Below are 24,075 nucleotides of genomic sequence, written 5' to 3'. Positions count from 1 at the left end.
TTGAAATCAGCTGCGGGCAGAGACTGCCCGCAGTTTTAATGTATCTGCCCTTTCCCTCTGACAGGACTCTGCTATGACCAATAGCGACTCGAGAGCCGGGGATAGTATCGACAAGCAGAAGGTTGAGGAGTTTCTTCAGACCGAATCCGGTGGAAGGGCTGCAACCGGGCCTGCTGCGATCATTCTTTTTGTTGTTCCTTTGCTCTGGTCTCTTTTCCAGCTCTGGATAGCGTCCCCGTTGCCGTATATCTTTGAAATTGGCGTGTTCAACTCCACGGAGTCGCGATCCATTCACCTCGCTTTTGCCTCGTTCCTGGCATTTGCAGCCTTCCCCATGATCCGGGGCAGGCACGTAAATGCCGTGCCGGTCTATGACTGGATCCTGGCGTTGGCTGCGGCATTTTCTGCATCGTATCTTTTTGTTTTTTATGATCAGTTGGCCAGTCGCCCCGGTTCCCCCAATACCCAGGATCTGGTGGTTGCTCTGGTTGGCCTGGTGCTGCTTCTGGAGGCAACGCGCCGCGCCCTGGGCCTGCCCCTCACTGTTGTGGCGGGTGTTTTCATTATTTATTCCCTGGCCGGACCTTACATGCCAGATGTTATCTCCCACAAAGGAGCCAGCCTCAACAAGCTCGCTTCGCACCAGTGGCTGGGTACGGAAGGTGTTTTCGGTGTTGCACTGGGTGTTTCAACCAGCTTTGTTTTCCTTTTCGTGCTGTTTGGCGCTTTGCTTGAGCGCGCAGGTGCAGGTAACTACTTTATCAAGGTGGCCTACGCCATGCTTGGTCACATGCGCGGTGGCCCCGCCAAAGCTGCAGTGGTGGCCAGTGGGCTGAGTGGCATTATTTCCGGTTCTTCCATCGCTAACGTTGTTACAACCGGCACCTTTACTATTCCGCTAATGAAGCGCGTAGGCTTTCCCGCGACCAAAGCCGGCGCAGTGGAAGTGGCAGCCTCTACCAATGGCCAACTGACGCCGCCAATCATGGGCGCGGCAGCGTTTCTTATGGTTGAGTACGTAGGCATTTCCTACCTGGAAGTGATAAAACACGCGATTCTGCCGGCAATGATTTCCTATGTTGCGCTGATTTACATTGTTCATCTGGAAGCCTGCAAGCTCAACATGAAGGGTATTGAACGCCTGGACAAGCCGACCCTCGCCCAGCGCATGCTGGTATGGGTAATGGTGTTGCTAGGGTTGAGCGTGCTGACTCTTGCGGTGTATTACGGAATTGGCTGGACCAAAGACGTGTTCGGCGATGCTGCCATGTGGGTGCTGACACCTCTGTTGGTGGCTATTTACATTGGGCTGGTAGGCTATGCCTCGCGTTTTCCGGATCTGGAGGAGGAAGATCCGGATTCAATAATGGAAAAACTGCCTCCCGTTGGCCCCACGGTCAAAACCGGTCTCTATTTTCTGTTGCCTGTGGTGGTGCTGGTCTGGTGCCTGACGGTCGAGCGCTTCTCGCCACAGCTGTCAGCCTTCTGGGCTACGGTATTCATGGTGTTTATCATCGTCACCCAGCGACCGTTGAAGGCATTCTTTAACAACAGTGGGCATTACCTGACCGGTCTGAAACAGGGTGGTACAGACCTCGCCCTGTCGCTGGTTACCGGCGCCAGGAATATGGTGGGTATTGGTGTTGCCACTGCCACCGCCGGTATCGTGGTTGGTACGGTTACGCTCACCGGTATTGGCCTGGTGATGACCCAGTTTGTGGAATTCATCTCCGGCGGCAACCTGCTGCTTATGCTGGCCTTCACCGCTGTGATCAGCCTGATCCTTGGCATGGGGCTGCCTACCACGGCAAACTATATTGTGGTCTCTACCCTGATGGCGCCGGTTATCGTAAGCCTGGGTGCGCAGAATGGCTTGCTGGTGCCTCTGATCGCAGTGCATCTGTTCGTGTTCTATTTCGGCATACTTGCGGATGATACGCCGCCTGTGGGGCTTGCGGCCTATGCGGCAGCGGCTATTTCGGGGGCGGACCCCATACGAACGGGGATCCAGGGCTTCACCTACGACATCCGAACCGCCATTTTGCCATTCATGTTCATCTTCAATACCCAGTTGTTGCTCATCGGGCTGACTGGCTGGTTTGATCTACTGGTGACCGTGTTCAGCGCGGTGACAGCCATGCTGGTGTTTTCTGCGGCCACTCAGGGGTTCTGGTTCACCAAGACCCGCTGGTGGGAAACCATTGGTCTGTTGCTGATTACGTTCACTCTGTTCCGGCCAGGATTCTGGTGGGATGAAATATATTCCCCCACAAACGATCGCCCAGGGTCGGAACTGCTGCAGCACGTAGACGAAGTTGCAGCAGGGCAGCCGATTATACTGCAGGCCTCTGGCATGTCGTTGTCCGGCGAAGATGTCTCGAAGTTCGTAAAACTGCCCTTGCCGGCAGGCGATTCGCCCGAGGAACGGCTGGCGGCGGCAGGGCTGGAAGTTTCCCTGGCAGATGACGTGGCGAATGTCGAGTTCGTCAACTTTGGCAGCGATGCCGAGAAAGCCGGGCTCAGTTTTGGCTGGACGATCGACACCGTGCAGGTGGCAAACCCCCGTCCGCCTAAAGAGCTGATGTTCATTCCGGCGTTGCTGTTGCTTGCTCTGCTGGCTTTCCTCCAGTTGCGGCGAAGGGCCGCGGAGGGTGAGCGCCCGGCTTTTGTGCCCTCGCGTCAATAGATTCATCCCGGCCTGATAGTCATTAAGCAAAACCCGGCATTAACCCGCCGGGTTTTTTTCTGGTAAACTCCGGCCACCAAACGGCCCGCGGTTTGTGTCGCGGAATGCCGTCAACATGTGGTCTCTGGTATAGATCACCGCTGAGTCATCAACAGGAGCTTTTCATGCCCGTCATAACCCTGCCGGACGGCAGTCACCGTAGTTTTTCAGAGCCCGTAACCGTTTACGATGTTGCCGCCGATATTGGCGCCGGCCTTGCCAAAGCCGCTCTCGCCGGCAAGGTTGACGGCAGGCTCGTGGATACAAGTTACTCGATAGAGCACGACGCCGAACTGGCCATCATCACAGACCGGGATGAGGAGGGCGTTGATATTATTCGTCACTCCACCGCCCACTTGCTTGCCATGGCCGTTAAAGAGCTGTTCCCGTCGGCACAGGTGACCATCGGGCCGGTTGTCGACAACGGTTTTTACTATGACTTCAAGTTCGACCGGCCCTTCACCAATGAAGACCTGGCCAGGATCGAAAAGCGCATGGAAGAGCTGGCCAAACAGGATATCCCGGTATCCCGCTCGGTGCTTTCCCGTAGCGAGGCGGTAAAGCTGTTTGACGAGATGGGGGAGGAGTATAAAGTCCGGATTATTGAAGATATTCCCGGTGATGAAGATCTCTCTTTCTATCGCCAGGGTGACTTTATCGATCTGTGCCGTGGCCCCCATGTGCCAAGTACCGGAAAACTGAAAGCTTTCAAGCTGACCAAGGTTGCCGGCGCATACTGGCGCGGCGATACCGACAATGAGCAGTTGCAGCGGGTGTATGGCACTGCCTGGGGTAACAAGAAAGATCTCAAGGCCTATCTGCACAGGCTGGAAGAGGCGGAAAAGCGCGATCATCGCAAGATCGGTAAGAAACTGAAACTGTTCCACATGCAGGAAGAGTCGCCGGGGATGGTGTTCTGGCACCCGGACGGATGGTCCGTATACCAGGAGATTGAGCAATACATGCGGGCCAAGTTGCACCGGCATGGCTACAAAGAAATCAAGACGCCCCAGGTGGTCTCGCGCAGTTTGTGGGAACAGTCCGGCCACTGGGACAAGTTCCGTGATGATATGTTTACCACGGAATCCGAAAAGCACGACTTCGCCATCAAGCCCATGAACTGCCCATGCCATATACAGGTGTTCAATCAGGGGCTGAAAAGCTACAAGGATCTACCGTTGCGGCTTGCGGAATTTGGTTCATGCCACCGCAATGAAGCATCCGGTGCACTCCATGGCCTGATGAGAGTTCGTGGGTTTACCCAGGATGATGCCCACATATTCTGCGAAGAAGATGCCATTCAGCCGGAAGTTTCAAAGTTTATTGAACTTCTGCACGAGGTTTACGCAGACTTCGGATTTGATCAGATCCTGTATAAGCTTTCGACCCGCCCTGAAAAACGTGTAGGGTCCGACGAGGTATGGGATAAAGCCGAAGCTGCTCTGGAAAAAGCGCTGAACCGCGAAGGTGTGGATTGGGAGTTGCTGCCGGGTGAGGGTGCGTTTTATGGCCCGAAAATCGAGTTTTCTCTGAAGGACTGTATCGGGCGGGTGTGGCAATGCGGCACTATCCAGGTGGATTTTTCCATGCCCGGGCGCCTCGGTGCACAATATGTTGCCGACAACTCCGAGCGCAAGACGCCAGTGATGCTGCATCGGGCCGTGCTTGGCTCGTTTGAGCGGTTTATTGGTATTCTGATTGAAGAGTACGAGGGAGCTTTCCCGACCTGGCTGGCTCCAACCCAGGTGGCGATTCTCAATATTACCGATAACCAGCGTGATTATTGTCAGAATCTGGCGAAAAAACTGGATTCTTTGGGCTTTAGGGTAAATGCTGACTTGAGAAACGAGAAGATCGGCTTTAAAATCCGCGAGCATACAATTAACAAAGTTCCTTTTCTTGCTGTTGTCGGCGATAAAGAAGTCGAGAACAACGCCGTTGCGGTGAGAACCCGCAAAGGTGAAGATTTGGGAACCCTATCGCTCGAAGCGTTCGAACAACTTCTGAAAGATGATGTTGAGCGCAAGGGCAGAATCAAGACGGAGATTTAACTATTAAACAGCGAACGAATCGGGGTGGGCGTACTCCAAAGGCGCCAATCAATGAGAATATTGATGCAACTGAAGTCCGCCTGATTGATGCCGAAGGCAACCAGGTAGGTGTAGTTCCGATCGCAGACGCCCTCAAGATGGCAGAGGAGGCGACCCTGGATCTGGTGCAGGTTACAGATTCCGATCCGATCGTCTGTAAAATAATGGATTATGGCAAAAAGGTCTTCGACGAGAAAAAGGCGAAGGCCGCTGCCAAGAAAAAACAGAAGCAGACGCAAGTCAAAGAGCTTAAGTTCCGACCAGGAACTGAAGAAGGGGATTATCAGGTAAAACTACGCAACCTGATACGTTTCCTTGAAGGCGGGGACCGCGGCAAAATCACTATCCGCTTCCGTGGCCGTGAGATGGCACACCAGGAAATTGGTATGAAGCTCATGGAGCGCATTGAAGCCGATGTTGAGGCGCTTGCTCAGGTAGAAATGCGGCCGAAAATGGAAGGCCGGCAAATGACCATGATTGTGGCCCCCCGCAAAAAGAAGTGAGCCTGATTCAATGATGAATCCCCTGCCTTGGGCGGGGGTTTTGTCGTTCAGGTTCACATTGATGTATTTAAAAACAGAATGCGGAGTTTTAAAAAATGTCGAAAATGAAAACGAAAAGTGGAGCGGCTAAGCGGTTCAAGAAAACTGCTACCGGCTTCAAGCGCAAGTCAGCCTTCACCAGTCACATCCTGACCAAGAAGAGCCCCAAGCGTAAGCGTCAGCTGCGTGGTACTTCATTGGTTGCCAAATCTGATGTGGCTTCCGTAAAGCGTATGCTCCGTAAGTAACACGGACTACTCACTCAACGGTTTCAAGGTAGAAGGATTAAAGTATGGCTCGTGTTAAGCGTGGCGTGGTTGCACGTCGTCGTCACAAGAAGGTTTTAAAGCAGGCCAAGGGTTACTACGGTGCTCGTAGCCGTGTATTCCGCGTTGCCAAGCAGGCGGTCATCAAAGCCGGTCAGTATGCATATCGCGACCGTCGTAACCGCAAGCGCGCCTTCCGCGCCCTGTGGATTGCCCGTATCAACGCCGGCGCCCGGGCTAACGGCCTGTCGTATAGCCGTTTGATCTCCGGCCTGAAAAAGGCAAATGTGGAAATTGATCGTAAGGTTCTGGCTGACCTGGCCATGAACGAGCAGCAGGCCTTTGCTGCTGTGGTTGAGAAGGCGAAAGCATCCCTTTGATCGCTTAGCTCTTTCATCGATTACGAATCGAACCGGTGCCAGGCCCAGATGTCCATCGTGACTGGCACCATTGAATAGGGGAAGGGCACGCTCTTCCCCTATTTTTGTTTAAAGATTTCGTTTTTTTTGGAAATCCTCATTTCTGGTTTGGAGCAGGGTCAATGGAAAACCTGGAGCAACTGGTTCAGGACGGCTTGGCGGCAGCAGAAAAAGCCGACAGCCTGCAGGCGCTTGATCAAATTCGTGTGGAATACCTCGGTAAAAAAGGCGTTATTACCCAGCAGGCGAAAACCCTGGGCAAACTCTCTGCAGAAGAGCGCCCCGCTGCCGGCCAGAAGATTAACGAGGCCAAAGGGCAGGTTGAACAGGCCATTAACGCCAGGCGCGCCGACCTTGAGCGCGTTGCTATTGAGCAAAAACTTGCCAGCGAATCCATTGACGTAACCCTTCCCGGTCGCGGCCAGAATCTGGGAGGTTTGCACCCGGTTACCCGCACTTTGCAGCGCATCGAAGAGTTCTTTTCCCGGGCTGGTTATACCGTGGAGCAGGGGCCGGAGATTGAGGACGATTACCACAACTTTGAAGCGCTCAACATCCCCGGCCATCACCCCGCCCGGGCCATGCACGATACCTTCTATTTCAATCCGGGTACCTTGCTGCGCACCCATACCTCGCCGGTACAGATCCGCACCATGGAAGCCGGCAAGCCGCCGTTTCGCATGATCTGCCCGGGCCGGGTGTATCGTTGTGATTCGGATATGACCCACACGCCGATGTTCCATCAGGTTGAGGGTTTGCTGGTGGACAAAAATGTCAGCTTCGCGGATCTGAAAAGTACAGTTGAAGAATTTCTGCGGGTATTTTTTGAGCGTGATCTTCAGGTACGCTTCCGCCCGTCTTACTTCCCGTTTACCGAACCCTCTGCAGAGGTGGATATCGAGTGGGGGCGTGAGGCTGATGGCAGCATAAAGTGGCTGGAAATCATGGGGTGCGGCATGGTTCACCCGAAAGTGTTTGAACATTGCGGTATTGATGCCGAGGAGTATCGTGGCTTTGCGTTTGGCCTGGGGGTCGAACGCATGGCCATGCTCCGCTATGGCGTGAACGATCTGCGCATGTTCTTCGAGAATGATCTGCGTTTTTTGCGTCAATTCCGTTAACACCGCGTTCTACGGCATCAAAACCAAAAGTCGGAACCGCATCAGGACAAGGCAATAAGCATGAAATTCAGTGAGCAGTGGCTGCGCGAGTGGGTTAACCCGGAGATCAGCTCCCAGGAGCTGATGGATCAGATTACAATGGCAGGGCTGGAAGTCGATGGCTTCGAACCCGTGGCCGGCAGGTTTCAGGGCGTTGTGGTTGGCGAGGTTGTGTCTGTGGAGCCACACCCTGACGCGGACAAGCTGCGGGTATGCCAGGTTAATGATGGAAGTCAGACCCTTCAGGTTGTGTGCGGTGCCCCCAATGTGCGCCAGGGCCTCAAGGTGCCTTTCGCAGTCGTTGGTGCGGTGTTGCCCGGTGACTTCAAAATCCGTAAAGCAAAGCTCCGCGGCCAGGCTTCAGAAGGCATGCTATGCTCTGAAGCAGAGCTTGGGTTGTCTGAAAATCATGATGGCCTTATGGAGTTGCCTGCGGATGCGCCAGTAGGGGCAGAGGTAAGCGATTACCTCAGGCTGAATGACGTAGCCATTGATGTGGATCTGACGCCGAATCGCAGCGATTGCCTGTCTGTTAAGGGTATTGCCCGTGAAGTGGGCGTGCTGAACAGCCTGGTTGCCCAGGCGCCAGAAATTGACCCGGTTGAGGCTGTGCACTCTGAGGTACCGGATATTCGTGTAGATGCTCCGGAAGCTTGTCCGCGCTATCTTGGGCGTATTCTCCGCAATGTGAATCTCCAGGCGAAAACACCGTTGTGGATGCAGGAGAAACTCCGCCGTTCAGGCCTGCGCTCAATTGATCCGGCCGTTGACGTTACCAATTACGTGATGCTCGAGCTGGGCCAGCCCATGCATGCCTTTGATCGTGATGAGATCAGCAAGGGCATTGTGGTGCGTATGGCAAAGCCGGCAGAGAAACTGGTGCTGCTGGATGGACAGGAAGTTGAGCTGACAAGTGAGACTCTGGTAATTGCTGACCATGAAAAACCCATCGCTATCGCTGGCATCATGGGTGGCGAGCACTCGGGTGTGAGCCAGAAGGCTCGTGATCTGGTGCTGGAGTCTGCTTACTTTGAGCCAATCGCCCTTGCCGGCAAGGCCCGCCATTATGGTTTGCACACGGATGCTTCCCATCGTTTTGAGCGGGGCGTGGATTATGAGCTTGCCCGCGACGCCATGGAGCGGGCAACAAGGCTCTTGATGGATATCGTGGGCGGCGAGCCCGGCGAAATTGTTGAGGTTACCAGCCACGAACATCTGCCGGAAAAGCGGACAATTGATTTGCGGTCAAAGCGCCTGGCAGATGTGCTGGGCCTGGATATTGACCGCACCACGGTTGAGGAAATCCTGATCCGGCTTGGTTTGCAGATTGATAAGCTGCTGAAGGATGGCTGGCGGATTGTTGTGCCCAGTTTTCGCCCGGATATCACAATAGAAGAAGATCTCATTGAAGAGGTCGGCCGCATCTACGGTTACAACAATCTTCCGGTCACGGAACCTACAGGTTCTCTTGGTTTGCGGGAGAATGCGGAAGCGACGCGCCCGATATCGGCCCTCAAGAATTACTTTGTCTCCCATGGTTACCAGGAGGCGATCACCTATAGCTTTGTGGATCCCAGGGTGCAGGCTCAGATAGATCCCGAGCGTGAGGGTATTGTTCTGGCAAATCCGATTTCTGCAGATCTGTCGGTTATGCGCACGAGCCTCTGGAGCGGGTTGCTTAAAACCGTCGCCTACAACCAGAACCGCCAGCAACCGCGCATTCGCCTGTTCGAAACCGGCCTACGCTTTTTGCAGGACGACCAGCGCATTGATCAGAAGCCCATGCTGGCCGGCGTGGTTGTTGGTACCCAATACCCGGAAAACTGGGCGAATGGTCGCAGAAATGCCGACTTCTTTGATGTAAAAGGAGAGTTGGAAGGACTGTTCAGCTTACTGGGCGTTCAAATCGACTTTGTTGGCAGTTGGCACCCCGCGTTGCACCCGGGCCAGACCGCTGAACTCCTTCGGGATGGTGAACATGTAGGGTGGCTGGGCACACTGCATCCACAAATTCAGAAAAATCTTGAACTTAATGGCACGATCCTGATGTTTGAGCTATCCTTGAATTCGATCGTTACCGGATATGTGCCTAATTTCAAAGAAATTTCAAAATTTCCGGAAGTTCGGCGTGATTTGGCTATTATTGTTGGTAATGATGTCGCATTTACCGAAGTCGAGCGTGTCGCCCGAAAACACGCTGGCGAGCGACTGACGGCGTTGCGTGCGTTTGATGTCTATGAAGGAGAGAGCCTGGGTGAGGGTAATCGTAGCCTGGCACTCAGCTTGTTCTGGCAGCATCCTGAACGTACGTTGAATGAAGATGAAGTGCATTCGCTCTTCAACAGTGTTATCGATGCACTGAAGGAAGAGTTGGGGGCAACACTGAGGAGTTGAGACATGGCGGCTTTGACGAAAGCGGAAATGGCAGAGCGCTTGTATGAGGAATTGGGCCTGAACAAACGCGAAGCCAAGGAAATGGTAGAAGCTTTCTTCGATGAGATCAGAGGCGCACTCAGCCACAACGAACAGGTGAAGCTGTCGGGTTTCGGTAACTTCGACCTGCGGGATAAAAAGCAGCGTCCGGGACGAAACCCGAAGACCGGTGAAGAGATTCCGATAAGCGCACGACGTGTTGTTACGTTTCGCCCGGGACAGAAACTGAAACAGAAAGTAGAAGCGTATGTTGGAACCCAGTCATAACAACGAACTCCCCGCGATTCCCGGGAAGCGTTACTTCACAATAGGTGAAGTTGCCGATCTGTGTGCAGTGAAGGCTCATGTGCTGCGCTATTGGGAACAAGAGTTTCCGCAATTGTCACCGGTAAAACGTCGCGGTAACCGCCGTTATTACCAGCGTGCCGATGTAATTACCATTCGCCAGATACGCAGCCTGCTGTACGAGCAGGGCTATACGATTGGTGGCGCCAAGCAGAAGCTCAGCAGTCATGAGGTGAAGGACGACACCACCCAGTACAAGCAGCTTATCCGGCAGATGATCATCGAACTGGAAGAGGTTCTGGACGTTCTTAACGCCCCGGCAAAGTAAACAGACCCTCCAAACGAAAAAGCCGAAGCGATTCCCCGTCACTTCGGCTTTTTTTGTACCTGGATCAGCTTACTGCTTTTTGCAGGTTTTTATCCCCAGCAGTGAATACGCAGGGCAGTTACCCATCAGCGCCGTTGCCAGTGGCACAATACCGATCCAGCCCCAGGGTGTTTGTGGGCCGACAAACACCAATGCCAGAAGTACAATGCCAACAATGGCACGAATGATCCGGTCTGCAGAACCCATATTAACGCTCATAATCCATTCTCCTGTGTTGGTATGAGGCCAGGGTTCCTACTTTAGCGCTCACCGCAAACCAGTTCAGTGATAAAGTCACATTGGTATTGTATTTTAACGCCCAAGGAAGATTCATGTTGCACCACAGTATTCTGCAAACCTTGCCCCCGCAGCTTCAAAAGGAAGCTGTGGAAAGTATTCAGGTTATGCGCTTTCCTCCGGGGAAAATCCTGTTTCGCGCGGGCGAGCACTGCAGGGGCTTGCCGTTGATGCTCAGTGGTGCGGTAAAAGTCCAGATGACGGGCGCCTCCGGCAACAGCATCGTACTGTACCGCATGGGTGCCGATGATATTTGCACCCTGTCTATTGGTTGCCTGATGACGGGCTATGGCTACCGCGCCGAGGCCTTTGTGGAAGAGGAGTCCGAAGCTGCCATGGTGTCCCGGGGGCTGTTTGACCGGCTGATGGACCAGTCGGCGGCCTTTCGCCTGGGGATCATGGAGTCGTATGGGCGTCGGCTCGACGACCTGATGCTGCTGGTTGAAGAGGTGGCCTTTCGCCGCATGGATGAGCGCCTTGAAGAATGGCTCCAGGTGCGCCGCAGCCCCATACACATAACCCACCAGGAGCTGGCAGTTGAGCTTGGGACCGCCCGGGAAGTTGTCAGCCGCTTGCTGAAAGAGCTTGAGCGCAAGGGCAGGGTACGGCTGGCACGTGGCAGGATTGATGTAATAAAGGGCGTGTAAGGCAAACGCCCCGGAATTCCAAAGAGAAACTCCGGGGCGTTTGGCCAGCTTTTACACAACGGCGCTGCAGTTGTTACCAGTCGGTGACGGATTTAACCTCAAGGAATTCTTCCAGCCCCCAGACACCGCCTTCACGGCTGCCATTTCCGGACTGCTTCATGCCCCCGAACGGGAAGCCGGCCGAGCCGGATTTGCCATTGATTTCCACCATGCCTGATCTGACCTGCCTGGCGACCCTGCGCGCTCGCTCTTTATCGGCAGTCTGGATGTAATTGGTGAGACCGTAGAGTGTGTCGTTGGCCAGTTCTACCGCTTCTTCTTCGGTTTCAAAAGGTGTGATGGCCAGAACCGGACCGAATATCTCCTCGCTCCAGATGGTCATGCCGGGTTTGACATCCGAGAACACGGTTGGCTTGACGAAATAACCCGTATCAAAACCTTCTGGCCGGCCTTCGCCGCCCGCCACCAGTGTCGCGCCTTCTTCGATCCCTTTTCTGATCAGACCCTGAACCTTCTGGAACTGCTGCTCCGAGACCACCGGCCCGATATGCCGACCTTCGTTGCCTGCCAGGCCGACGTCGGTTTTACCGGCAATCATCGCTGCGGTTTCAACAGCCTGTCTGTAAACAGACTTTTCGACCAGCATGCGCGTAGGCGCGTTACAGGACTGACCCGAGTTGGCGAAACAGTGGCGCACACCCCGGGCTACTGCTTTTTCATCGGCGTCAGCAAAGATAATATTGGCACCTTTGCCGCCCAGTTCCAGGCCGACTCGCTTTACGGTATCAGCGGCGGCAATGGTGATGGCCTTGCCGGCCCGGGTTGAGCCGGTAAAGCTGACCAGATCAATATCCGGGTGTCGGGAAAGCTGCGAACCTACACCGGCACCATCGCCGTTAACAAGATTGAAAACGCCTTCCGGAAAACCGGTACTATCAATCATCTCGGCCAGAAGCATGGCCGACAGGGGTGAAATCTCGGAGGGCTTGAGAACGACCGTGCAGCCCGCGGCAAGTGCCGGAGCCACCTTGAGCATCACCTGGTTCATCGGCCAGTTCCAGGGTGTAATCAGCGCACAGACACCAACAGCCTCATGCAGAATGAAGTTGTCGGGCGCATGGTCGCCAAGGGCGTGTTCGAAGTTGAACGACTTCAGCGCCCGGATGGTATTTTTCAGGTGTGCGGCACCAGCGCCAACCTGTGCGCTGCGGGCAAGATCAATGGGTGCGCCCATTTCCTGGCTGATGGTTTGCGCCATCTCCTCCGCGCGCGCCTTGTAGGTTTCGAACAAACGTTCCAGCAGCTCAACTCGCTGCTCCTTGGTGGTGGCCGACCACGCCGGAAACGCTTTTTTCGCGGCACTGACAGCGTTGTCCGTATCAGCCTGCGAACCCAGAGTGATTGTGGCGAAACCTTTCTCGTCTGAGGGGTTTATAACGTCCAGTTGCTGATTGCTCTCAGGCGTTACCCATTTACCATTAATGTAAAACTTGGTTGCATCCATCATGGTCACCTCTCATTTGGGGAGTTTGGAGCATGGTAACAGATTGGCGGTGGTTGAGCCTGAGGCAGTGACCTTCACTTAATCAAGCGAACCCGAGGTGGTGATTCTGCTTCGGCCCAACTGACCGTAGTAGGCTGCGTATCCTTGCCAGTAAACAGATGCCCGACTTCTGGCACTGCGTAACGCAGATCGCCACGAGTCGGGCGCTGCTGATTAAACTCCGCATGGCTGATGCCGACTTCCCAGATGTTGTCCGAACTTTCGCTGGTCCAGCCTTCCGGGCGCAACTCAACCCGCACTTCCGAACCAATCAGGCTGACGGCTTCAATACGTAGCGGCAAGTTGGCATGGGCGGCAGGTGTTGTGGCCAGGCGCACCTCGTGGGGGCGCAGGTAAAGCTGGGCGTTGCCCTGATGCCGAATGCCCGGAACGGTTACCCAGGCGTTGCCCTGGCTTAAGCTGCCGTGTTTAACCTCGCCAGACAGAACATTCACCTGCCCGAGGAAATCGAACACGAAACGGCTATCAGGGCGAGCGTAAAGTTCGGTGGGTTCGTTAACCTGCTCCACATTGCCCTGGCTCATGACTACCACCTGATCGGACAGCTCCAGAGCCTCTTCCTGATCGTGGGTTACAAAAATGCTGGTGAAATGGAATTCATCATGCAGATTCCGCAACCAGCGCCGAAGGTCTTTGCGAACCTTGGCATCCAGCGCACCGAAAGGTTCATCCAGAAGCAGGATTTTTGGCCGCGTTGCAATGGATCGGGCCAGCGCCACACGCTGTTTCTGGCCGCCAGACAGTTGTGCCGGAAAGCGCTGTGCCAGGTGGGGTAGCTGGATCATTTCCAGCAGCTCGCGCACGCGCTTTTGGATTTCCGCTTTTGCGGGGCGCTGTTTGCGGGGCAGTGACTCCAGGCCAAAGGCAATGTTCTGGGCTACCGTCATGTGGCGGAACAGGGCGTAGTGCTGGAACACGAAACCTATGTTGCGATCCCGCACATGCAGCTTGGTCACGTCCTGACCGGAGAAGGCGATTCGCCCGCTATCGGCGGATTCCAGGCCTGCAATAATCCTCAGCAGTGTTGTTTTGCCGGAGCCGGAGGGCCCCAGTAAGGCCGTCAGTTTACCTTCAGGAATGTCCAGAGAGACGTTGTTCAGCGCCTGGAATTTGCCAAAACGCTTGTTGATGCCATCAACTGTGATAGTCATTACGCTGTCTCCTCTGTTTGCAGGCGGTTCAGAGTGTGCGTCTGCCGCCATTCCACGAAACCTTTAACCGCCAGCGTAAATACGGCAATGCCAGCCAGTAGTGATGCGCTGGCAAACGCGCCAACAATATTATAATCCTGGTACAACAGCTCCACGTGCAGGGGAAGTGTGTTGGTTTGCCCGCGGATATTCCCGGATACCACCGATACGGCTCCGAACTCGCCTACCGCCCGGGCATTGGTGAGTACCACACCGTAAATCAGCGCCCATTTGATGTTAGGCAGTGTAATGGTGCGGAATATTCTCCAGCCGGAGGCGCCCAGCACCACACCGGCTTCTTCTTCCTCACTGCCTTGCTGTTGCATGAGCGGTATCAGCTCTCGGGCAACAAATGGGCAGGTCACAAACACCGTAACCATTACAATGCCGGGCCAGGAAAACATCAGCTGCACGTCGTAATCTACAAGCCAGCCGCCTACCCAGCCGTTGCGGCCGTAGAGCAGCAGGTACAGCAAGCCGGCCACAACCGGAGATACCGCAAAGGGAATATCAATCAGCGTGATCAGCAACTTGCGCCCGGGAAACCGGAAACGTGTTACCAGCCAGGCCAGGGCGGTACCAAAAACCAGGTTGAGCGGCACGGTAAGGGCGGCCACAAACAGTGTTAAACCAATGGCATGCAGCGTGTACTGGTCCAGCAGGTTGTCTGCCAGGGTGCCCCAGCCGGCTCCCAATGCTTCAAAAAATATCACCAGCAGAGGCACTATCAGCAAACCGATAGCCACGGCGAGGGCAGTGCCGATCAGCAGCCACTTGATGGCCGGGCTATCGCCAACGCGGCGGTGTCGGGAAGAGTGGGAGCTGTGCATGGCGTTAACGCCCCTCTATTCGTTTAAGGTACCGGGCCTGCCACAGGGTAATGGCGAACAGCATTACCAGGGATACCAGCAAAACCACCGAGGCAATGGCACTGGCGGCAGCGTAGTCGTATTCCTGCAGGCGCACAAAAATCATCAGGCTGGTTACTTCGCTCACGTAGGGCATATTGCCGGCAATAAAGATAACGGCACCGAACTCCCCGAGGCTGCGGGTAAAAGACAGGGCCACACCGGTTAACAGCGCCGGCCACAGAGCCGGAAAGATCACCCGGCGAAATACCAGGCCATCGCTGGCGCCCAGGCTGACGGCGGCCTCCTCGTCTTCAGGGGCCAGCTCTTCCAGTACCGGCTGAACTGTGCGCACCACAAAAGGCAGGCTGGTGAACGCCATGGCCACTGCAATGCCTACAGGGGTGAAGGCGATTTCAATACCCAGCTTGCTCAGCCATTGTCCGTACCAGCCGTTTTCTGCAAAAAGAGTCGCGAGGACGATACCGGCTACGGCTGTTGGCAAAGCAAACGGCAGGTCAACCACCGCATCGATCAGCCGTTTCCCGGGAAACTCGTAACGCACCAGCACCCAGGCCAGAAGCAACCCGAAGAGGCCGTTAAACAATGAAGCAGCCAATGCTGAAAGGGCAGTGACTTTGTAGGAGGCGACTACCCGCGGATCGGTGATCACAAACCAGAACTGGTCGAAGCTCATGGCAGAGACTTCCATCACCAGACCGGTCAGTGGCAGCATCAAAATCAGGCTGATAAACAGAAGCGAAATACCGAGGCTCAGACCAAACCCCGGCAATACCCGCTTGCTGCGGTTTCCGATCCGTGGCAAGCGCTGCGGAATTACAGCGCCAGCCTGGTTAGCCGTGGACATGAATTACCGCCGACGTTGCAGTTGGTCGAGTTTACCGCCACTGGCAAAGTGCTCTTTGGTGGCGTTTTCCCAGCTGCCGGCAATAACATCAATCGGCAACAGTTTCACCTCTGGAAAGCGGTCGGCAGTTTCCTGCTTCACCGTCTCATTGTGAACCCGGTAGTTGAAGCCCGCCAGCAGGCGCTGGGCGTCTTCGGTGTACAGGTGCTCAAGGTACGCCTTTGCAAGGTCTTCGGTTTTGTTCTGCTTCACGTACTCATCAATCCAGGTAACCGGGAATTCCGCCAGAAAGCTTACCTTGGGGGTTACCACTTCGTATTCGCCATTGTCGTAACGGTCGGCCAGGTTCAGTACTTCTGATTCGAAGGTCAACAGAACATCGCCAATTTCACGCTCAATAAACGTGGTGGTTGCACCGCGCCCGCCGCTGTCAAACACTTTCACATGGGAAAGGAAATCCTGCAGGAAGCTGTCTATTTTCTCCTGATCATCGCCAAAACGGTCTTGGGCGTAGCCCAGAGCGGCCAGGTAGCTATAGCGGCCGTTGCCGGAGGTTTTCGGGTTGGGCATAACCAGGGCGACATCGTCTTTAATCAGATCGTCCCAGTTCCGGATATTTTTCGGGTTACCCTTGCGAACCAGAAACGCCATGGTGGAGTAGTAGGGTGAGCTGTTATTAGGCAGGCGCTCGGCCCAGTTCTCGGGAATCAGGCCACCCCGGGTGTGCAGGATATCAATGTCCGTAACCTGATTGAAGGTTGCTACGTCCGCTTTCAGACCCTGGATAATGGCCTGTGCCTGCTTTGAGGAACCGGCGTGAGACTGGCTGATGTCAAGCGTTTCACCGGTTTGCTCTTCCCAGTACTCGCTGAAATGTACGTTGTAAGCCGCAAACAGTTCCCGGGCAATGTCATAGGAGGTGTTAAGCAGCTCACGGTCGGCGGACACCGCCGGTTGTGCAAAAAGTGAAGCGCCCAGCGCAAGACCGGTAACCAGGCCTTTGAGTTTACTTGGCATGACAATCCCCTGAACCAAATGAAGTGATGGGGTGTAACTTACCAAAGTCAGCTTAAACCCTGAAAGAATATAAAATGATTTGGTATGTGTTTTTTGGAATAAGGGTGAGCTTGAAAGATGTACGGCGTGCCAGGTGCAGATTGAACGTTTACGTGTTCCCGGGCATCTGTTTACACTCGCGCAAGAAACTCCCCGATATGCTCAAACGCTGCTTCTGCCTCCGGTAACAGGGGTGTGAACAGATGCCACACATGAACCATATCGGGCCAGGTTTGTATTTCCACCGGCGAGCCAGCCGCTTGTGCTTTTGCAACATACCGTTGAGCGTTTTCCAGCAGTAGCTCCGATTCGCTCACGTGAACCAGTGTTGGCGGGAGGTTGTGGAGGTCGCCCCGCAGAGGCGATGCCATTGGGTTGGAGGGCAATGTCCGAAAGCCCAAAACCGTTCCCCACCATAAAAGAGGCAGGGGAATCCGTGCCAGTTTCTCAACGGTTGGGCCCAGCATGACATCGTTTTTCAGGTTGGGTCGCTTGCCTAGGGACGTGAGCATGAGTTCGGTAGAAGGCGACAGGGCAATAGCGGCATTCGGTGGTTGCAGCCCCTGGTCTCGTACCCAGGCAATCAGCCCCAGGGTGTGACTGCCGCCTGCGGAGTCCCCGGCGACCACCACAAAATTGGCCGGTGCCTTGCCGTCCGGGCCGTTGTCGAGTATCCAGCGGTAAGCCTGCTGGCAGTCGATAATGCCATCCAGATACCGGTTTTCCGGCATGAGTCGGTAATCAACGGCAAATACGCAGGCATTGGCCAGCCTGGATAACCGGTCAGTGATGGTGCGATGGCTTTTGGGGCTGCCGGCGATCCAGGAACCACCGTGAATATAAAGAATCCGGCGGTTGGGTTCTGAACCGGGGGCAATCACCCATTCGCCCTTGGGGCCGTTACTTGCTGGAGGGCGGATTTCCGAGATGAGTTCAATACCGTCGCTCAGGGTATCCATGTAGTGCCGCAACGCCTTTATTCGGGCCCGACCCTGGAGACCTTCGGTTGCGGCGTGCATTCCCTGAACTTTTTGAAGTACTTGCTGGCGGGCCTGGTTTTGTTCCGAAATGCCCGGCGCTTCTCGAACCGCATCACTGGCATCGCGTTTCCGGCGCCGCAAAAATACCATTGAGGCCAGCAGCGCGAGAATTATCAGGCCAAACCACAGCATTGCGAACCAGGCGATTCCGAAAATCATGTGTAATCCTCGCGCAGTTTTAAGCGCAGCTTATGCTTGGGCTGCCATGTTGCACAGGCGTCGAATAATTTAACACTACTATTGTGTGGCTACTTTCCAAGTGTGTATAACAAAAAACCGGAGAGAGTGACCTTCGTTCAGCAGGCCAGCATCGGCAGCCAGGTACAGGTTAACAACGAAGCGCAACCCGCGCGCACGCGGGAAAAACGATAAGCGCCAAACGAACTATTGGAAGAACATCATGGCGAACGGCTGGACACCAGAGAGACGGGCGCGACAAGCAAATTTGAAGCTTCCGAAGCCTAGAAAAGCTCAGCTGGGGTTCGGATAGCTTCCCAATCATTACTGCGTCCAATGGTTAGACAGCGCTTCCGCCTGATGCATAATCAGCTCAATCGCAGCCGGCGCCCTATCGGGTGGGTACTTGTAACGCTGCAAGGTCCGCCGCACCAGAATCCGCAGCTTGGCCCGCACGCTTTCCCGCACCTGCCAGTCCACGGTGGTGGATTTGCGCAGCTTGTCGGTAATCTCGACGGCGATCTTCTTTAGAGTCTCGTCGCCCAGCTCCCGCACGGCGCTTTCGTTGCTGGCCAGGGCATCGTAGAAGGCTACTTCGTCCGGGTTGAGGCCGAGCGCTTCATCACGCTCTACTTCCGCCTGAAACTGTTTGGCCATGGCGATCAGTTCTTCGATCACCTGAGCAGTTTCAATGCCCCGGTTGTTGTACTTGCGCAGTGTCTCCTGCAGGCGGTCGGCGTATTTCTTCTCCTGCACCACGTTGTTGCGGGTTTTGGCTTTGATGTCGTCTTTCAGCAGCTTTTCCAGCAGCTCCACGGCAAAGTTCTTGTAGGGCATTTGCCGAACGTCTTCCAGAAACTCGTCAGAGAGCAGGCCGATGTTGGGCTTATCCAGACCGCACAGGGCGAACACGTCGGTGACACCCTCGGCCACCAGGGCGTTGTCCAGAATCTGCTTGAGGGCGGTGTTCTTTTCTTCTTCGGTCAGCTTCTTGTCCACGCTGGTAAATTTGGTGATGGCCGTTTTCACCTGCGACAGAAAGGCGACTTCTTTCTGCAGTGCCTGGGCCTCATCCAGGGTGGCGCACAGGGAGAAAGCCTTGTTCATGGCCAGCACCGTGTCTAAAAAGCGTTTTTTGCCGTCCTCCAGGCCCAGTACGTAGTTGGCAGTGGGTACCAGAAGCTTATGGGGTTCGCTTTCAAAACCGCTGTAGTCAAAGCCTGTGTTCTTTGGGCCGGGTGCGAACAGCCCGTGAATGATGTCCAGCTTTTCCAGCAGAAAGGCGTAGGCTTCCTCGGCGCTATGGGTGGGTGAGCCCTTGCCCTTAGCGTCGGTATAGGTTTTAAGGGCCTGTTTAAGCTCGTTGGCAATGCCGATGTAATCCACCACCAGCCCGCCGGGTTTGTCTTTGAACACGCGGTTCACCCGGGCAATGGCCTGCATCAGATTATGGCCCTTCATGGGTTTGTCCACGTACATAGTATGGCAGCAGGGCGCATCGAAGCCGGTGAGCCACATATCCCGCACAATCACCAGCTTGAGCGGGTCGTTCATATCTTTGAAGCGCTTTTCAAAGCGCTTCTTGGTTTGCTTGTTGTAGATGTGAGGTTGCAGAAGGGCCCGATCAGATGCCGAGCCGGTCATTACTATCTTGATGGCGCCTTTTTCCGGATCGTCGTCGTGCCACTGCGGGCGCAAGGCGACAATCTCGTTATACAGGTGAACCGCAATCTCCCGACTCATGGCCACGATCATTGCCTTGCCATCGATGGTGCTGGAGCGGGTTTCAAAGTGGTTTACCAGGTCTTCCGCCACCTGCTTCAGGCGCGGGCCGGCACCAACCAGCTTCTCCAGCCGGCTCCATTCGCCTTTGGTTTTCTCGCGACTGCCAAGGTCTTCGTCGTCTTCAACCACTTCCTCCACCTGATCAGACAGCTCCTCGATCAGGTCGCGGTTAATGTCCAGCTTGGCCAGGCGGGATTCGTAGAAAATAGGCACGGTCGCGCCATCGTCCACGGCGTCCTGGATATCGTAAATAGACACGTAATCACCGAATACGGCGCGTGTGTCTTTGTCTTCGCTTTCGATGGGGGTGCCGGTAAAGCCGATGAACGAGGCATTGGGCACGGCATCGCGCATGTGGCGGGCGTAGCCGAATTTGTAGATGCCGTCTTTCTTGAGAGTCGCTTTCAGGCCGTACTGGCTACGGTGAGCCTCGTCTGAAATCACCACGATGTTGTGGCGGTCGTTAAGCACCGGGTGGCCGGTTTCATCGTTCAGTAGGGCGAACTTCTGAACTGTGGTGAAGATGATGCCGCCGGACTCTCGTTCCGACAGCAGCCGACGCAAGGTGTCACGATCATCGGCTTGCACTGGCTCCTGCTTCAGCAACTCCTTTGCTGCGCTGAAGGTGGCGAACAGCTGGCCGTCCAGATCGTTGCGGTCGGTGACCACAATCAGCGTGGGGTTGTTCATCTCTGGTTGTTGCAGCAGCTTGCCGGCGTAACAGCACATGGAAATACTCTTGCCGGAGCCCTGGGTGTGCCAGACTACACCGGCCTTCTTGCTGCCCGGCAGAACTTCGTCGCCATAGGTGGCGCGCTTCTCTTTCGCCCAGTGGCCATGCTCCGGCGCTTGCGCCGCAATCACCGTGGCTTTAACCGCTTCGCGCACCGCGTGGAACTGGTGATAGCCGGCAATCTTCTTGATCAGCTTGTCGGAATCCGTCTCGAAAATCACGAAGTAGCGAATGTAATCCAGAAACAGTTCCCGATCGAAGAAGCCCCGCACCATGGTTTCCAGTTGCCATTCCAGCAGCGGCTTGTCGTCCTCATGCTTGATGGTGCGCCAGGGCATGTAGCGCTCCTGGGTGGCGGTAAGCGAGCCTACCCGGGCCAGGTAGCCGTCACTGATGATGGCGGCCTCGTTGTAGGCGAATAGTTCGGGCACTTCGTCTTTGTAGGTCTGGATCTGGTTGTAGGCATCCCAGATATTCACATTCTCGGCACCGGGGCTTTTCAGCTCCAGCACCGCCAGCGGCAGGCCGTTGATAAAGCAAACAATGTCAGGTCGGCGCAGCTGCTTGGAACCTTCGATCGTAAACTGATTGATGGCTCGGAAACGGTTGGCGGCAAGATCACCAAAATCCACCAGAAAGGCCTGGTCGTGAACCACCTTGTCGCTCTCGTCATCGGAGGCTCTGGGCAGTTTGTAGTCAACCGGCACGCCATCCAGCAGCAGGCGGTGAAAAGCCCGGTTGCTGATCACCACATCCAGGCTTTCCGGCTTGCGCACCACGGCCACAGCCTGTTCAACGGCGCTTTGGGGCAGATGAGGATTGATGCGCTGTATCGCAGCCTCAAGATCCGCCAGCAACAATACCTGCCGGTAGTCGGCCCGCTCCGGGGCTTCACCGTCTGGCGCTATGTCTGGCCCATGGCCAATCTCCCAGCCACCTTCGGCGAACCATTCCAGGCATTGTTTTTCCAACTGATCTTCGGTCACCCCGTACTCCCTTACTTTCATCGGATACATCAAAGATTGATTGCTTAAGAAAATACATGCAATTCCAATAAGCTAGGTCAAATTATGGTCGATAGCTGGCTAAACAGCTACAGCTTGCACCTACTTATAACAAAATCGTCTATTTCGTTAGTTTCGTTTATTTCGTTTGGGCGGCATAATGTATGGCCAGACAGTTGTCATTTGCATATCAGGAGGACGCTATGTCTGCTCAAAAAATTGTGCATTTGCCAACGGCGGCAGAGGTTGAACAGGCCAAAGTTTCCAGCCGCACCTTGTCCAAGTACACGGATGTGGACCGGGTACAGCTCTCGCTGCGTGGCAGCAACGGCGAGGCCGACGAGTTGGTGTTACCGGGGCATGTGCTGCAAATACTGTTGGATGTGCTGGCGGAGGTGTCGCAGGGCAATGCCATCAGTCTTATCCCCTATCATCAGGAAATCAGCACACAGGACGCGGCCAACCTATTGAATGTTAGCCGTCCCTTCCTCGTGAAGTTGCTGGAGGCAGGAGATATTCCGTTTCGAAAGGTGGGGGCTCACCGGCGAGTAAAGTTGCAAGACGTATTGAGCTACAAGGAGCAGGTAGACCGCCAACGGCACTCAGCGCTGGATGAATTGGCGGAACTTTCCCAAGATGAAGGAATGGGGTACTAACAGGAAATGAGCAAGTTTGCCGTCGTTTACGATGCCTGTGTGCTGTATCCCGCGCCCTTGCGAGATGCGCTGATGCGCCTGGCATTGACGGACTTGTTCAAGGCGCACTGGACGGATCATATCCACGATGAATGGATTAATGCGCTGCTGAGAACCAAAAAGCACTCGCCGGAAAGCCTGACGCGGGCGAGGGAGCTGATGGACCGGCATGTGCGCGATGCAAAAGTGTATGGGTACGAGCCCTTAATAGAGGGGCTGGAACTTCCAGACCCAGATGATCGCCACGTGCTGGCAGCGGCCATTCGTTGTAACGCCAACGCCATTGTTACCTTCAACCAGAAAGATTTTCCCGAAGCAGCGCTTGACCAGTACGACATTGAAGTAATTCACCCGGACGACTTTATTCTTTACCAGATCGACATGGCACCCACATTGTGTTTCCGCGCTTTTCAGGCGCAGCGTTCAGCGCTTAAGAATCCGCAGCTTAGTGTTGATACGTTTTTGGCAACGCTGCAAAAGCAGCAGTTGCCTCAAACGGTTTCAAAGCTTCGGGAGTTTGCGGATTTTCTTTAATCAAGAGTTCCAGAACGGAGCATCTGCAACTCTTGATTTAAACTATCCGGAAATGCCGGATAGCTCCTGCCACCTTGGCATTGGCAGTATGTGCAAAATTTGCAACAACTGAACTGCTAAGAGTTCTTTAGCAATTCTCGGCATGTCCAATATTAGCGGTATGCATTTTTTGCATACTGGTAATTTCTTGAGCCTCACGCTGCGTTTGAAGCTCAACATGATCAGGGGACTCGGAGCTATTCAGTGTCTTGAGTCAGCTCTTTGTTCAGGTCGGTGTATTTCAGTTCTTGCTTGATCTTCTCCAGCGGCCCGCTCAGCGCTTGTTCCATCGAAATCATGTGGTTAACCAGCCACTGAATCATTTCTGGCCAGTTGTTCTTGTCGTACCCGTCCACGGGTTTAGCGTACAGAATTCGGCAGGCTTTGCGGTTGGGCAGCGGTTGCCAGGTAAGTTCTGCGCCAAAAGTGGCTTCAATCCGTTGCTTCTGCTCAGCCAGTCGATCAAACACGAACTGGTTGGCCTCGCTTGAGCGCGGGACATATAAAACTCCACCCGTATTTCGCTTTTACCGAAAATCAGCTGGTAGGCCATGGAGCTGACGCCGGAGCCAGCGCTCAGCCAGTGATCTTTGGAAGGACTGATATTGCTGAACAAAGAGCAGCTGCTGTGGTTGAGGGCCTTCAGGGCCTGTTCCCAAAATGCTTGGCGTAGTGTGTGCCGGTGGCTTTGTTCTTGGCTGGCGCTCTTTTCCTCAGCTTCCTTGGCCATCATACCAATCATGAAGTCAGAGGCTTCCGGCGTGGGGATAATCTGCTCCACATTCAGGAACAGCTCTTCACCGGCCTGCCAGGGCGTCACCTTAAAGCACTGGCAGTCGACACCGAACTGGCTCAGCCAGAGCACGGTGTTGGTGACTTCCTTGCGGTAGTGAGCGGCCACCAGAATCAGGCGCTGGCTTTTCAGGGTATTGAGTTGAACCGATGGCAGGTCATCGGCCTGCAGAAACTCCAGCAGCAGCTTCTCCGCATCGGCGGGCTCGCCGCCTTCGGTTTGGGCTTTCTGGTTGAGGTAGCGCTGAAAAATCTCCACCACCTGCTGTTTTTTCAGATTGGCGCAGTAGCTGGCATATTTCAGCGCCTGCCACACCACATCACGGCCGCTGTCGTCGAGTTTGTTTTCGATAATGACCAGATTGCCGTCCTTATCGATAGCCAGTAAATCCAGTCGCTCGCGGGTGTCGTCAAAGCCGTCGAATTCCTTCTGGATTATCAACAGCTCTTCGCCGTCGCCTTGCGCCAGCGCTTGCGGGTAGTTTTCCAGCCATTCCTGCAGGTGCTTGCGTTCGGTGA

Annotated in this window: 20 protein-coding genes and 2 pseudogenes; 12 read left to right on the top strand and 10 right to left on the bottom strand. The window is 54.8% G+C overall.

The features are described from left to right. Positions 1–73 precede the first annotated feature (73 nt). The 9 genes from CDH48_RS14595 (at position 74) to CDH48_RS14555 (ending at position 10,248) form a co-directional block, all read left to right on the top strand. Positions 74–2,686 carry a TRAP transporter permease gene (locus tag CDH48_RS14595; RefSeq protein ID WP_100689475.1) on the top strand — a complete coding sequence of 871 codons (2,613 nt, stop codon included), beginning with the start codon at positions 74–76 and terminating at the stop codon, positions 2,684–2,686. 164 nt (positions 2,687–2,850) lie between these two features. After that, positions 2,851–4,776: a threonine--tRNA ligase gene (thrS, locus tag CDH48_RS14590; protein WP_100689474.1), complete on the top strand. Its 1,926-nt coding sequence runs from the start codon at positions 2,851–2,853 to the stop codon at positions 4,774–4,776. Positions 4,777–4,778: 2 nt separating this feature from the next. Further along, positions 4,779–5,318 (top strand): translation initiation factor IF-3, encoded by a 540-nt coding sequence (infC, locus tag CDH48_RS14585; RefSeq protein WP_100689473.1) that lies wholly within the window; start codon positions 4,779–4,781, stop codon positions 5,316–5,318. 95 nt (positions 5,319–5,413) lie between these two features. Further along, positions 5,414–5,605, top strand: a complete 192-nt coding sequence (gene rpmI / locus CDH48_RS14580; RefSeq protein WP_100689472.1) for a 50S ribosomal protein L35 — start codon at positions 5,414–5,416, stop codon at positions 5,603–5,605. A gap of 44 nt (positions 5,606–5,649) precedes the next feature. Beyond that, on the top strand, positions 5,650–6,003 hold the full coding sequence (gene rplT, locus CDH48_RS14575; RefSeq protein WP_100689471.1) for a 50S ribosomal protein L20: 354 nt from the start codon (positions 5,650–5,652) through the stop codon (positions 6,001–6,003). A gap of 161 nt (positions 6,004–6,164) precedes the next feature. Continuing rightward, positions 6,165–7,163 carry a phenylalanine--tRNA ligase subunit alpha gene (gene pheS / locus CDH48_RS14570; protein WP_100689470.1) on the top strand — a complete coding sequence of 333 codons (999 nt, stop codon included), beginning with the start codon at positions 6,165–6,167 and terminating at the stop codon, positions 7,161–7,163. Positions 7,164–7,223: 60 nt separating this feature from the next. Beyond that, a complete protein-coding gene (gene pheT / locus CDH48_RS14565) occupies positions 7,224–9,596 on the top strand; it encodes a phenylalanine--tRNA ligase subunit beta (RefSeq protein ID WP_100689469.1) in 2,373 nt (790 codons plus the stop codon). A gap of 3 nt (positions 9,597–9,599) precedes the next feature. Then, a complete protein-coding gene (ihfA, locus tag CDH48_RS14560) occupies positions 9,600–9,902 on the top strand; it encodes an integration host factor subunit alpha (RefSeq protein ID WP_071264800.1) in 303 nt (100 codons plus the stop codon). Next, on the top strand, positions 9,883–10,248 hold the full coding sequence (locus tag CDH48_RS14555) for a MerR family transcriptional regulator (RefSeq protein ID WP_100689468.1): 366 nt from the start codon (positions 9,883–9,885) through the stop codon (positions 10,246–10,248). The genes ihfA and CDH48_RS14555 overlap by 20 nt, the downstream gene beginning before the upstream one ends. 69 nt (positions 10,249–10,317) lie before the next feature. On the opposite strand, the gene CDH48_RS14550 is transcribed toward CDH48_RS14555, so the two are convergent. Beyond that, the gene (locus CDH48_RS14550) at positions 10,318–10,506 is read right to left on the bottom strand and encodes a YgaP family membrane protein (RefSeq protein ID WP_100689467.1); all 189 of its coding nucleotides are present in this window, start codon (positions 10,504–10,506) and stop codon (positions 10,318–10,320) included. Positions 10,507–10,619: 113 nt separating this feature from the next. On the opposite strand from CDH48_RS14550, the gene CDH48_RS14545 reads away from it, so the two are divergent. Further along, positions 10,620–11,231 (top strand): Crp/Fnr family transcriptional regulator, encoded by a 612-nt coding sequence (locus tag CDH48_RS14545; protein ID WP_100689466.1) that lies wholly within the window; start codon positions 10,620–10,622, stop codon positions 11,229–11,231. A gap of 73 nt (positions 11,232–11,304) precedes the next feature. Here CDH48_RS14545 and CDH48_RS14540 read toward each other — a convergent pair whose 3' ends face one another. The 7 genes from CDH48_RS14540 to CDH48_RS14510 all read right to left on the bottom strand — a co-directional run bounded on the left by CDH48_RS14540 (position 11,305) and on the right by CDH48_RS14510 (position 21,478). Next, on the bottom strand, positions 11,305–12,738 hold the full coding sequence (locus tag CDH48_RS14540; protein WP_100689465.1) for an aldehyde dehydrogenase family protein: 1,434 nt from the start codon (positions 12,736–12,738) through the stop codon (positions 11,305–11,307). 71 nt (positions 12,739–12,809) lie between these two features. Further along, entirely contained in the window at positions 12,810–13,946 is a 1,137-nt protein-coding gene (locus tag CDH48_RS19595) for a sulfate/molybdate ABC transporter ATP-binding protein (protein WP_100689464.1), read from the bottom strand. Continuing rightward, positions 13,946–14,815, bottom strand: a complete 870-nt coding sequence (gene cysW / locus CDH48_RS14530; protein ID WP_100689463.1) for a sulfate ABC transporter permease subunit CysW — start codon at positions 14,813–14,815, stop codon at positions 13,946–13,948. Before cysW ends, CDH48_RS19595 begins: the two co-directional genes overlap by 1 nt. A 4-nt stretch (positions 14,816–14,819) precedes the next feature. Beyond that, positions 14,820–15,650, bottom strand: a complete 831-nt coding sequence (gene cysT / locus CDH48_RS14525) for a sulfate/thiosulfate ABC transporter permease CysT (RefSeq protein WP_227521102.1) — start codon at positions 15,648–15,650, stop codon at positions 14,820–14,822. 54 nt (positions 15,651–15,704) lie between these two features. Continuing rightward, positions 15,705–16,718: a thiosulfate ABC transporter substrate-binding protein CysP gene (gene cysP, locus CDH48_RS14520; protein ID WP_100689461.1), complete on the bottom strand. Its 1,014-nt coding sequence runs from the start codon at positions 16,716–16,718 to the stop codon at positions 15,705–15,707. Between the two features lie 170 nt (positions 16,719–16,888). Then, entirely contained in the window at positions 16,889–17,956 is a 1,068-nt protein-coding gene (locus CDH48_RS14515) for an alpha/beta hydrolase (protein ID WP_100689460.1), read from the bottom strand. 342 nt (positions 17,957–18,298) lie between these two features. Then, positions 18,299–21,478, bottom strand: coding sequence for a type I restriction endonuclease subunit R (locus tag CDH48_RS14510; protein ID WP_100689459.1), 3,180 nt, complete (start codon positions 21,476–21,478; stop codon positions 18,299–18,301). 221 nt (positions 21,479–21,699) lie between these two features. Here CDH48_RS14510 and CDH48_RS14505 point away from each other — a divergent pair, with 221 nt between their 5' ends. Together CDH48_RS14505 and CDH48_RS14500 are read left to right on the top strand one after the other, a co-directional pair. Then, entirely contained in the window at positions 21,700–22,152 is a 453-nt protein-coding gene (locus CDH48_RS14505) for a helix-turn-helix domain-containing protein (protein ID WP_100689458.1), read from the top strand. A 6-nt stretch (positions 22,153–22,158) separates the two neighbouring features. Then, complete coding sequence (locus CDH48_RS14500) at positions 22,159–22,725, top strand: PIN domain-containing protein (protein ID WP_100689457.1); 567 nt, start codon at positions 22,159–22,161, stop codon at positions 22,723–22,725. 371 nt (positions 22,726–23,096) lie between these two features. On the opposite strand, the pseudogene CDH48_RS19590 reads toward CDH48_RS14500, so the two are convergent. Together CDH48_RS19590 and CDH48_RS19585 are read right to left on the bottom strand one after the other, a co-directional pair. Beyond that, positions 23,097–23,234, bottom strand: a pseudogene (locus tag CDH48_RS19590) (DUF4268 domain-containing protein); the annotation flags it as partial. A gap of 98 nt (positions 23,235–23,332) precedes the next feature. Beyond that, positions 23,333–23,494: pseudogene (locus tag CDH48_RS19585) on the bottom strand (DUF4268 domain-containing protein); the annotation flags it as partial. Between the last annotated feature and the right edge of the window lie 581 nt (positions 23,495–24,075).

Source organism: Marinobacter aromaticivorans (assembly GCF_002806975.1).
In the GTDB taxonomy this organism is placed as follows: Bacteria; Pseudomonadota; Gammaproteobacteria; order Pseudomonadales; family Oleiphilaceae; genus Marinobacter; species Marinobacter aromaticivorans.
This window is presented reverse-complemented; position numbering and strand designations above follow the sequence as displayed.

What these genes read in the sequence shown, in the direction of transcription:
- rpmI (WP_100689472.1), top strand. Translation starts at nt 5,414, where the DNA reads ATGTCGAAAATGAAAACGAAAAGTGGAGCGGCTAAGCGGTTCAAGAAA.
- ihfA (WP_071264800.1), top strand. Translation starts at nt 9,600, where the DNA reads ATGGCGGCTTTGACGAAAGCGGAAATGGCAGAGCGCTTGTATGAGGAA.
- CDH48_RS14555 (WP_100689468.1), top strand. Translation starts at nt 9,883, where the DNA reads ATGTTGGAACCCAGTCATAACAACGAACTCCCCGCGATTCCCGGGAAG.
- CDH48_RS14540 (WP_100689465.1), bottom strand. Translation starts at nt 12,738, where the DNA reads ATGATGGATGCAACCAAGTTTTACATTAATGGTAAATGGGTAACGCCT.
- pheT (WP_100689469.1), top strand. Translation starts at nt 7,224, where the DNA reads ATGAAATTCAGTGAGCAGTGGCTGCGCGAGTGGGTTAACCCGGAGATC.
- CDH48_RS14545 (WP_100689466.1), top strand. Translation starts at nt 10,620, where the DNA reads ATGTTGCACCACAGTATTCTGCAAACCTTGCCCCCGCAGCTTCAAAAG.
- CDH48_RS14515 (WP_100689460.1), bottom strand. Translation starts at nt 17,956, where the DNA reads ATGATTTTCGGAATCGCCTGGTTCGCAATGCTGTGGTTTGGCCTGATA.
- CDH48_RS14595 (WP_100689475.1), top strand. Translation starts at nt 74, where the DNA reads ATGACCAATAGCGACTCGAGAGCCGGGGATAGTATCGACAAGCAGAAG.
- pheS (WP_100689470.1), top strand. Translation starts at nt 6,165, where the DNA reads ATGGAAAACCTGGAGCAACTGGTTCAGGACGGCTTGGCGGCAGCAGAA.
- thrS (WP_100689474.1), top strand. Translation starts at nt 2,851, where the DNA reads ATGCCCGTCATAACCCTGCCGGACGGCAGTCACCGTAGTTTTTCAGAG.
- CDH48_RS14550 (WP_100689467.1), bottom strand. Translation starts at nt 10,506, where the DNA reads ATGAGCGTTAATATGGGTTCTGCAGACCGGATCATTCGTGCCATTGTT.
- CDH48_RS19595 (WP_100689464.1), bottom strand. Translation starts at nt 13,946, where the DNA reads ATGACTATCACAGTTGATGGCATCAACAAGCGTTTTGGCAAATTCCAG.
- cysW (WP_100689463.1), bottom strand. Translation starts at nt 14,815, where the DNA reads ATGCACAGCTCCCACTCTTCCCGACACCGCCGCGTTGGCGATAGCCCG.
- CDH48_RS14505 (WP_100689458.1), top strand. Translation starts at nt 21,700, where the DNA reads ATGTCTGCTCAAAAAATTGTGCATTTGCCAACGGCGGCAGAGGTTGAA.
- cysP (WP_100689461.1), bottom strand. Translation starts at nt 16,718, where the DNA reads ATGCCAAGTAAACTCAAAGGCCTGGTTACCGGTCTTGCGCTGGGCGCT.
- CDH48_RS14500 (WP_100689457.1), top strand. Translation starts at nt 22,159, where the DNA reads ATGAGCAAGTTTGCCGTCGTTTACGATGCCTGTGTGCTGTATCCCGCG.
- rplT (WP_100689471.1), top strand. Translation starts at nt 5,650, where the DNA reads ATGGCTCGTGTTAAGCGTGGCGTGGTTGCACGTCGTCGTCACAAGAAG.